The 2,915-nt window shown below is 62.6% G+C and carries 3 protein-coding genes; 1 reads left to right on the forward strand and 2 read right to left on the reverse strand.

The window, feature by feature from the left end; translation table 11 throughout:
- Nucleotides 1-333: aldose epimerase family protein (locus HQK15_RS18140; protein WP_217361849.1), on the forward strand; the 333-nt coding region annotated here is incomplete at its 5' end.
- Here HQK15_RS18140 and istB read toward each other — a convergent pair.
- Nucleotides 330-1,115, reverse strand: coding sequence for an IS21-like element helper ATPase IstB (gene istB / locus HQK15_RS18145; protein ID WP_004630242.1), 786 nt, complete (start codon nucleotides 1,113-1,115; stop codon nucleotides 330-332). The two genes, HQK15_RS18140 and istB, sit on opposite strands and share 4 nt — an antisense overlap.
- Complete coding sequence (gene istA, locus HQK15_RS18150) at nucleotides 1,105-2,631, reverse strand: IS21 family transposase (RefSeq protein WP_012760797.1); 1,527 nt, start codon at nucleotides 2,629-2,631, stop codon at nucleotides 1,105-1,107. The genes istB and istA overlap by 11 nt, the downstream gene beginning before the upstream one ends.
- Nucleotides 2,632-2,915: the final 284 nt, after the last annotated feature.

Genomic DNA, 2,915 nt, shown 5'->3' on the forward strand with positions numbered 1-2,915 from the left:
AACGCACGTGCGTTGCCGGGCGACGCCCTCAGCGTCTACTACAGCAATTGGCGTCAGCAGGCCGTCATATCCCGCGCCGACGGTGCGACGCTCACGATGCGCGCCGATGATCCCCTCGATCATTTCATCCTGCATGCGCCGAAAGGGCAGCCTTACTTCTGCCTAGAGCCCGTCTCGCATGTGGCCGACGCGGTCAATCTGGCCGCGCAGGGTTGGGAAGGAACGGGGCTGCGTGTTCTCGCGCCGGGCGAGACGATGCGTTTGCGTGTTGATTTGCACCGAATCCTGACCCAGGATTTGCATCGAAAACTGACCCACCCCAAAGGCTGTTAGGTGTCGCTTTGTGCGGGTTGTTTGGCGGTGCGTTTCTCCTTCTTGGGCTGGGTGGTGCTGTGCTTGAAACGATAGCTATCGTTGCCGGTTTCAACAATGTGGCAGTGGTGCGTGAGGCGATCCAATAGCGCGGTGGTCATCTTGGCGTCCCCGAAGACGCTGGACCATTCGCCGAAGCTCAGGTTGGTGGTGATGACGAGGCTGGTGCGCTCGTAGAGCTTGCTGATCAGGTGGAACAGCAATGCGCCGCCGGTCTGGCTGAACGGCAGATAGCCCAGCTCATCGAGGATCACCAGGTCGGCATACATGAGTCGCGTGGCCAGGTGTCCCGGCTTGCCTGAGACCTTCTCCAGTTCCAACGCGTTGACGAGCTCCACGGTCGAGAAGAAGCGCACTCGACGGTGATGGTGCTCCACGGCCTGCACGCCGATGGCGGTGCCGAGATGGGTCTTGCCCGTACCTGGGCCGCCGACCAGCACGATGTTGTGCGCCGACTCGAGGAACTCGCAGCGGTGAAGCTGCCGCACCAGTGCTTCGTTGGCCTCGCTGCAACTGAAGTCGAAGCCGGTCAGGTCTCGGTAGGCTGGGAAGCGCGCCACCTTCATCTGATAGGCCAGCGAGCGCACCTCGCGCTCGGTGAGCTCGGCCTTGAGCAGACGCGACAGGATGGCCACGGCCGACTGGTAGGCCGGCGAGTCCTGCGCCGCCAGGTCGCCCAGCGCTTGTGCCATGCCGTGCAGCTTCAACGACTTGAGCATCTCCAACATGACTTCATGCTGCATGATGCACCTCCCGATCTCGCAAGCTGTCGTAGCGGCCGACGTTGGCCTGCGGTTCGACGTGCAGCGCCAGTGCCTGTGGTGAGGTGATCGGTGCCACGGGCTCGCCTTCCAGGAGGCGGCTGAGGATGTTCAGGATGGTTTGCTTGGACGGGGCACCCGCCTCCAGTGCGAGCTCCACCGCAGTGAGCACGGCCTGTTCGTCGTGCAACAGCACCAGCGCCAGGATCTCGACCATCTCGCGATCGCCACCAGGGCGTTTGAGCAGTGTGGATTGCAGGCGTCGGAAGCCCTCTGGCAGTTCGGCGAACGGTGCGCCGTTACGCAGCGCACCGGGCTTACGCTGCAGCACCGCGAGGTAGTGGTGCCAGTCATAGATTGTGCGCCCCGGAAGATGGCTACGGTCGATGTGCCGCACGTGCTCGGCAATCACCTGGCCTTCGGCCACGAACACGAGCCGATTGGCATAGACGCGCAGACTGATGGGCCGGTTGGCAAACGACGCCGGTACGCTGTAGCGGTTGCGCTCGAAGGTCACCAGGCAGGTTGGTGAGACGCGCTTGGTGTGCTCCACAAAGCCATCGAACGGCTGCCCCACGGGCATCAGGTGTGGCCGCTCCAGCGACCAGGCCTCCCAGAGGGTCATGTCCAGCTCAGGATGGCGGGTCTGCTGCCACAGCCGTACGCACTGGTCGGCCAGCCAGTCATTAAGTGCCGCCAGAGAGCCGAATGCAGGGATGCGTTGCCAGATGCGGTGACGGCTGTCCTGCACGTTCTTCTCTATCTGCCCCTTCTCCCAGCCCGAGGCCGGGTTACAGAACTCGGCGTCGAACAGGTAGTGGCTGACCATGGTGCTGAAGCGCAAGTTGACGTCACGCAACTTGCCCAGGCGCACGCGATCCACGGCGGTCTTCATGTTGTCGTAGATGCCGCGACGCGGGATACCGCCCCAGGCCACAAAGGCGTGGTGATGGGCATCGAACAGCATCTCGTGGGTCTGCAGCAGATACGCGCGCAGGAAGAATGCGCGGCTGTGGCTGAGCTTGAACTGAGCCACTTGCAGCTTGGTGCGCTCGCCGGCGATGACCGCCCAGTCCTCGCTCCAGTCGAACTGGAAGGCCTCACCCTCTGCGAAGCGCAGTGGGATAAAGGTGCCTCGCCCCGACGTGCGGGCTTGCTCCTGTTGCTCCTGGCGCCAGCGGCGAGCGAATGCGGCAACGCGATCGTAGGAGCCGGTGAAGCCCAAGGCACACAGATCAGTGTGGATCTGCTTGAGTGTGCGCCGTTGCTTGCGTGGCTTGTTGGCCTCGGTCTTGAGCCAAGCGGAGAGCTTGGCGGCATGGCCGTCGAGCTTGCTCGGACTCTGCCGTGCAGGATAGGCCGGTGCCGTGGTGTCAGCGCGCAGATAGCGCCTGACCGTGTTCCTGGAGATGCCCAGGCGTCTGGCGATCTCGCGCAGCGGGATCTGGTCGCGAAGATGCCAGCGTCGAATGATGCTCAGTATGGCCACGTCGATCACTCCGATCTCCCGCTCGTTGCCGAGCGGGACAGTGTTCTATACGTGGGTCAACATTCGATGCAAAAACCTACCTCGGGTGGGTCAGGATTCCGTGCAAATCAACAGGTTGCCCATTCAGTGCCATGCTCACCGGCTCTCTGCGAGGTATTTCTGGAGGAACACACCGCTACTCTCTTTGACCTGAGGCCGCCAAGAAAACGAGAAAGAGCGCTGCGACGACAGGCGAAAAACATAATTGCTCTTCCGACTGACGGCACCCTGGGGGGCGCCCCGGATTCATCGAC

The sequence above is a fragment of the Aeromicrobium stalagmiti genome, from assembly GCF_013283745.1.
GTDB classification, from domain to species: Bacteria; Actinomycetota; Actinomycetes; order Propionibacteriales; family Nocardioidaceae; genus Aeromicrobium; species Aeromicrobium stalagmiti.

Bases quoted from the DNA above. Each gene is read 5' to 3' on its own strand.
- istB (WP_004630242.1), bottom strand. From the start codon at position 1,115: ATGCAGCATGAAGTCATGTTGGAGATGCTCAAGTCGTTGAAGCTGCAC.